This is a genomic window from Sulfitobacter sp. AS59, assembly GCF_038899995.1.
Lineage (GTDB): Bacteria > Pseudomonadota > Alphaproteobacteria > Rhodobacterales > Rhodobacteraceae > Sulfitobacter.
On sequence record NZ_JBBMQK010000005.1, the window covers coordinates 238,261 to 245,588 of the forward strand.

The window sequence follows — 7,328 nt, forward strand, 5'->3', positions numbered from 1 at the left end:
CAGCTCTGGATGATGGCACCCCTGTCCAACCGTCACTGGAATTGGCACGGCGCGTTAAGCAAGCGTCACAGCGGGCGGGCCGCTTTGAAGGCTGCCGATGATCCAGCCTTGCAATCCTTTGTCCTGTAGCTGCTTCAGCGCGATTTCAGCCGCGGCTTGGGGAAGCGCGGCGAGCAGGCCGCCAGCGGTTTGAGGGTCGTATAGCAACGGGTCATCAATCCCAGCCGTTGGCGCGTTGTCGCGGTTTGCTGACAAGAGTGATGACGCGACACCAGCATCAGACAGGGCGCGGGCACCCTCATAGATGGGAATATCGGATCGCGTCAGCGTCGCACGCAGACCCGACGCTTTGCACATCGCCAGCACGTGGCCAGCCAAACCAAATCCGGTGACGTCGGTCATCGCATGGGCTTCATGCAGGATGTCGGCCTGTTGCGACTGCGGTTGTTCCATCATCGCTAGGGTTTTGGCGACGTCGCGGCCGCGCGCGATACCTTGCATATGTGCTGCCATCATCACACCCGACCCGATCGGGCGCGTCAGCAGCAACACATCACCCGGTTGCGCGTCGGCAATGGTGATGGGCATCGTCTCGCGGGTACCGGTCACGGTGAACCCAATCGTCAGCTCGGCCCCCATCGTCGTATGGCCGCCGACCAAAGTGACCCCGGCGGCTTCGAAAACCGCGCGGGCTGTATCGGTGATTTCGCGCAGGGTGCGGGCCTGAAGGGGGGGGGACATGCGCGGCAGGATCAGGCTGGACAGGGCGACCTGCGGTTTGGCCCCCATCGCCCAAACATCGCCCAAGGCGTGGACCGCAGCGATCCGCGTCATCTGCACTGGATCGTGCACCACCGCGCGCAGGTGGTCGGTGCTGAGAACTTGGAACCCACCACCGGGCAGTTTTATGACGGCAGCATCATCGCCCACACCCGTCACGACTTGCGGGTTTGCAGGCGTGCCGAGGGTCGACAGGGCATCTGCCAACAGCACGCCGCCGACCTTTGCCCCGCAGCCACCGCAGAGAGGTTTGTCTTGCAAAATCTCGCGGGTTCCAAGGGCCGCGATCGCTGGAACCTTCGCGGCTTTCATCTGGGGCAGGTGGTCAAGCTTGTCCATAAACGCGCGGTCAATGCGATCTTTCCATCGCCAGAAGAGCGGGCTGGAAAGCGCGACGCCAAATTTCTCGGCCATGGCAGATTTGCCGCCCAAGGAGATCAGCTTGAGATAGTTTTTTTGCGGTTTGAAGGTTTTTCGCGGACCACCGGATAAGGCGGCACGCAGGTTATGGTGCAAAACGGGGGTGGCGCGGACAGCAAATACACCGGCCTTTGGGCGCGGGGCAAAAGGCATCGCCGCACAGTCGCCCACGGCGAAGACAGACGGATCGCCTTTGATGCTTAGATCGGGCACCGTTTCAATAAATCCGTCGATCAGGGGCAGGTCGGTTTTTGACAGCCATCCATGGGGAAATGCGCCCGCGGCACCGACGGTCAGGGCCGCCGCCACGGCTTCTTGGCCATCGAACAGCACCTGTGTCGCCTCAATGCCGGTAACACGCGCATCGGTACGCAGGGTAATGCCTGCCTGCGCCATCGCGCTTAGCAATTTGCGCCGAGCCATATCGCCAACGCCTGATATCTGCGGCCCTGCCTCGATCACTGTGACATGTGGTTCAACGCCCGCTTGGCGCAGCGCATGTGACATCGCGTGTGCCAGCTCGCATCCTGCGACCCCACCACCGATGACGGCGACAGTTGGGTCGGCTGACCCGTCCTTGGCCGCAGCAACAAAATCGCGCCAACGCTGCGCGTAGATATCCAGCGGCTTGGCCCCGACGGCGTGTTCATCAAAGCCGGGGATCGACATACTTGCCGTGATGCCAATATCGATTGAGGCGACATCATAAGCGACAGGCCCCTGACCCTCGACCTTGATCAGCCGAGCTGTGCGATCAATATCAGTCGCATGGGCCAAAATCAGCCGCGCGCCGGCGAAACGACACAGACGCACCAGATCAATCTCGAGCGTGTCACGGCTGTAATGCCCTGCGACATGTCCGGGCAGCATACCGGTATAGGGCGCGGTCGGGCCGGGGTTGATCACCGTCAGCCGCGCACCGGGCAGCGGGTTCATCCCCCATTTGCGCAGCACCAAAGCATGCGCATGCCCGCCGCCCACCAACACAAGGTCTTGGGTCAGGGGGACATCAGTCGTATTCATGTTGCGCGCTTTCTGGATCAGGGCTGGGACCGTCATATCGTGTTGATCCCAAGGATCAAAGCAGCAGCCAGTGGTTGCAACCGAAAGTGAACTGCGTGACAAAGAATGCACAGCTCTTTTTCCCGCGATAAGGCCGATCTTTTTGACACTTCGCATTCTGCACACTGCCGACCTGCATCTGGATTCGCCTTTGCGCAGCTTGGCGTTAAAGGATGACCGCCTTGCCGCGCAGGTGCGCGATGCCAGCCGTCATGCGCTGGAAACGATGGTGCAGTATTGCATCGATGAAGACGTCGCTGCGTTCTTGATTGCGGGTGATCTGTATGACGGTCAGGAACGCAGCGCCAAAACAGCGGCCTATATGGCCGGGCAGATGCAGCGTTTGGCAGATGCAGGCGTGCAGGTGTTTTATATCAAGGGAAACCACGATGCGGAAAACCCGATTGCTGGCGAAATCGCATTGCCTGCCAATGTGCATGTGTTTGATGGCAAGGGGGGCATGGTTCAGCTGGGCGATCACCCCGTCTATATACATGGTGTTAGTTTCAGAGGCCGTCACGCGCCTGATAGCTTGCTGCCCAAATTCAAGGCCCCGGTGCCGGGTGCGGTGAATATCGCCATGATGCATACATCGCTGATGGGGGCGGCGGGCCATGACCCTTATGCGCCCTGTTCGGTGGCGGAACTGGCGCAGACCGGTTTTGACTATTGGGCGCTTGGGCATGTGCATAAACGGCAGGTGCATGGGCAGAACCCGTGGATCGTGATGCCCGGCATGCCCCAAGGGCGCGACATCGGTGAGGCCGGACCGAAGTCCGCCAGCATCCTGACGGTGCAGGACGGGCAAATCGACGTATCGGAATTGCCCACGTCCCTGTTGGAGTTCCGCGCCTGTGCGTGTGTGTTGGATGGGGTTGAAACAGATGATGACGTCCGCGATGCCTTGCGGGGCTGCTTGAAGGCCGAGGCGGGCAGGGGCGCTGCGATTTTGCGGCTGCGGCTGACGGGGCAAACCACGATGGCGTGGCGCTTGCGACAGCTGGCGGATTATTGGCAGGCTGAAATCGCGCAGATGGCTGAAAACATCGGCGGGCTTTGGCTTGAGAAGCTTATACTAGATGTATCACCGCCATCGGCCACGGGCACAGACAGCGCGGTGGGTGAAATTGAACAGCTGATGCACGAGGTCGCCACATCGCCCGCGTCACGGGAAAATCTGGGCAAGGAACTGGACCAGATGTTGGCGCTGCTGCCCGCAGAACGCCGTCGCGAACTGGTACCGGATGAAGCCGCACAAGACGCGCTGCTGACCCGGTTGACCGATGATGCAATCCTGTCGATGGTCGCCAAGATGCGGGGGCAGGGCGAATGATGCGGTTGCGCCAACTGGATCTGTCTGCCTTCGGGCATTTTACCGACCGCACGATTGATTTTGGCGCGGCACCTGCCGGCGGATCGGATTTTCACATCGTGTTTGGCCCCAACGAGGCGGGTAAAACCACGTTGATGGAAGGGTATCTGCGGCTGCTGTTCGGCTTTCCGAAAAATGAACCCTATGCGTTCAAACACCAGCGCGCGAACCTGCGCGTCGGCGGCGTGCTTGAGATTGACGGGGCCGCGCACAGCTTTACCCGGCTGTCCAAACGCGAACCGAATTTGCTGGACGCGCAGGGGCAGGTGACCCCTGATACGATATTAACCAATGCGCTGCGCGATCTGACGGTGGATGAATATCGCAAGCTGTTGTGTCTGGATGACGAAACCATCGAGGCGGGCGGCGAGGAAATCACCAAGAGCAAAGGGGATATTGGCAAGCTTTTGTTCTCGGCGGCGGCGGGGATCAGTGATCTGTCGCAGGTGTTGGAAGATGTGAACGATAGATCGCTGGAGATTTATCGCAAGGGTGGGACGAAGTCAGAATTTGCGGCGCTGAAGGCGGAATTGGCAGAGGTCAATCAGCAGATCAAAGACCAAGACGTGAGCGCGTCGGCTTATCGCGCCTTGCGCACCGAGTTGGAGAGCGCCCAAACGCTTGAGGCTGGTTTGCGCCGCGAAGAAACCGATCTGGCCCTGCGCAAGCGTGAGCTGGAAAACCTGCTAGAGGCGCACCCGCTCGCCGCGCAACTGCGCGAGTTTGAACAACAGCTAAAGCCGATCGCCCATTACCCGACGGCTTTGGACATCGACCCCGAACAACTGCTTGATCTGATGACCAAGCGCGTGGCGCTTACGGCGGCACAGGAACAAGCCGGCCGCGAGATGAAGGCGATTGCCGCGCGGATGGATGGGCTGATTGTTGACCCCGAAGTGCTCAATGCAGCGGATCAGCTGGGCGCGCTGGAAGAGTTGAAAAGCCGTGCGCAAACCGGCCTGCTGGATTTACCACGGCGTCAGGGTGAGCTTGACCATGAACAGGCAGAGTTACGTGCGCAGCTGTCCGGGATCGGGTTGCCGGCAACGGGTGATTTGGGCCGCTACGTTCTGGGCGCTGCCGAGCTTGCGAGGTTGGAACGGTTAAGGGGTGAGCTGACCGATGCGGAAAAGGCGTTCGCCATAGCCCACCAAGAAGCACAGGACGCACAAACCAAACAGCAAGAGGCCATGCGGCAGGTTGAAGAGGCGGGTCAGAATATGACCGGCGACCCTAGCTTGGAGCGGGTGATTGCGACGGCGGATGCCGAAGATATCATGGCACGCTACAGCGAGGCGAAGCATAGGCTTGATACGGCGAAGCAGAATAAAGCTGGCGCTTTGCGTAAGCTGGTCCGACCCGGCGTGAAATTTGATACGGTGCCTGAGGTGCAAGTCACGCCGGCCCAAGCTGAAAAACTGAACGCTGACCTGACGCAGGCAAAGCGGGCCGCCGAAAACACATCGCAACAATGCGCGGCGACGCAGGCGCGTTGGGATCAGGCGCGAACACAGGTCAAGCTGTCGCAAGCACAGCCCGATTTGATTGGTGACGCGGCTGCAAAAGCCACGCGGGAAACCCGCGACAGCTTGTGGCAGGCACATAAGGCCAAGCTGGATGTTACGACGGCGGATGCATTCGAGGCGGCCATGCAGACCGATGACGCCCAGACCAAACTGCGCGCAACACAAAGCAAAGAGATCGCCGAGAACCGGCAGGCGCAGCGCAACGAGATTGAGGCCCGCGAGGAACACGAGCAGACCAAAGCCCGTCATGATCAGGCAACGGACGCTGTGGAGAAGCTTGCCGCGCAGTTGGCCGACTGCTTGCAACAGCACGGCTTGCCCCAATCGTTACCTGCCGATGATTTCGCGCGGTGGGCCAGTGATGCCTATGACGCAGGAGAGGCCGCAGCACAGCTTGAGGCGCTTGAGACCGCGCAGGCAGATTTACATGTGCAGGCTCAACATCTGAAAGACACACTATATACTGTATTAGATGTCGATGGCGGATCGCTGGCCGGTTTGATGAAACTGGCCAAGGCCCAGCTTGCTGGTCAGCAGGCCCAGAAACAAGCGCTGGCCTTGGCCGAAACAAGCGCAAGATCCGCCAAGGCCGAAGCGGATCGCCGCTGTGCTGCCAAGGAACAGGCGCAAAGTAGAAGAGATGCGGCGCGGACCAATTGGGTCGATGCCGTCGCATACTATATACCAGACCTAAAAACGGACCCTCTGACATGGGACGCCACCCGTACCCTGCGCGCCATTGCCCAGACCGATAAAACGATCCGCAAACTGCGCCGGCAGGTCGAAACCATGTCTGCAAATATCGCCGAGTTTGAGCGCCGCCTGAATGAGATCAAGCTGGAGCCAGCTGCCGGTGAAACAGCCCTCGAACGCTATGCCGCCTATCAACGGCAAATCGCAGAGGCACAAGAGATCGCACGCCAACGCCAAGAGCTTGAGGCGCAGCACGCGCGGCATGACGAGGCAGCCAAAGAGGCAGCACATCAGATCAGCGTGCTGGATGATCAGGTGCAGCTTATCGCGCAGGCGTTTGATACGACGATCCCGGCGCAAACTCTGGAGCAGCTACGCGCAGCAACAGCCGTCGCCCAAAATGCGATCGACCTGCGGGCTAAGGTGCAAGAGACGCTGACCTCTCTGCTGTCGGTGTTAGGCGTGCCATCATGGGATGATGCCGCCAAGTTGCTAGACGATCACCCCGCCGATATGTGCCAAGTGGAACTCGACACCGTTACCCAAGACCTGTCGCGTACCCGAACGGCGTTGGAAGGCGCGATTGAGAAACGAACGGGCGCGCAGATCGCGTTGAACGGCGTGGGGGCTGACAATGCGGTGGCATCCCTTGTTGCGCAAAAACGGACCCTCGAGGCCCAGATGGAAGATGCCGTGCTGCGATATCTTGAGGGGCGGTTTGGCCATATCCTGGCCGAAGAAGCGATCCGCCGGTATCGCGACGCCCATAGAAGCGGCATGCTGGCGGCAACCGAGCAGGCGTTCAAAGACCTGACAAACGGTGCCTATGGTCAGCTGAAAACGGTGCCGGCAAGGAACGGTGATATTCTGCAGGCTGTCCAAACATCCGACATGACCCTGAAAGAGGCTGCTGATATGTCCAAGGGGACGCGGTTTCAACTGTATCTGGCATTGCGCGCGGCCGCCTATGACCAGATGGCGCAGAACGGGCGCATCCTGCCGTTCTTTTGTGATGACGTGTTCGAAACCTTTGATGAAGACCGGACACGTGCAGCCTGCACACTGATGCAACGTGTTGGACAGACCGGGCAGGCGATCTATCTGACGCATCACCAGCATGTGGTGGATATAGCGCGTAAAACCTGTGGCGATCAGCTGCGCGTCCACACTTTGTAAGGATCGGATGGGGCAGGGATGTGATTCCGGCCCAATGGCGTGAACGAGTCGCCGATTCCACTGCGATTCCATGGAAAGTGAATCGCCCAAAGACCCGAAAATGACGGAAATCACCGCAAAACGCTGTTTCGGGCTGCATATCTCAATAGCCCGGCAAGAAAACGAATGCCCGAAACGCCAATAAAACAGGCTTTTGTGAAGGTTTTTTGACTAAAGATGAAAAATCCGAAAAAAGGGGTTGCGGGTATTTGGAACAAACCTTAGAACCCCCCTTACCGGAGACGCAGACAAGCGGACAC

3 protein-coding genes are annotated in these 7,328 nt (G+C 59.5%); 2 read left to right on the plus strand and 1 reads right to left on the minus strand.

Annotated features, from left to right (window positions below; translation table 11 throughout):
- Window positions 1-54: 54 nt before the first annotated feature.
- Window positions 55-2,223: a selenide, water dikinase SelD gene (gene selD / locus WNY39_RS13515; RefSeq protein ID WP_342846236.1), complete on the minus strand. Its 2,169-nt coding sequence runs from the start codon at window positions 2,221-2,223 to the stop codon at window positions 55-57.
- 142 nt (window positions 2,224-2,365) lie between these two features.
- On the opposite strand from selD, the gene WNY39_RS13520 reads away from it, so the two are divergent.
- Both WNY39_RS13520 and WNY39_RS13525 read left to right on the plus strand, forming a co-directional pair.
- On the plus strand, window positions 2,366-3,595 hold the full coding sequence (locus WNY39_RS13520; RefSeq protein WP_342846213.1) for a DNA repair exonuclease: 1,230 nt from the start codon (window positions 2,366-2,368) through the stop codon (window positions 3,593-3,595).
- On the plus strand, window positions 3,592-7,029 hold the full coding sequence (locus tag WNY39_RS13525; protein ID WP_342846215.1) for an AAA family ATPase: 3,438 nt from the start codon (window positions 3,592-3,594) through the stop codon (window positions 7,027-7,029). The genes WNY39_RS13520 and WNY39_RS13525 overlap by 4 nt, the downstream gene beginning before the upstream one ends.
- Window positions 7,030-7,328: the final 299 nt, after the last annotated feature.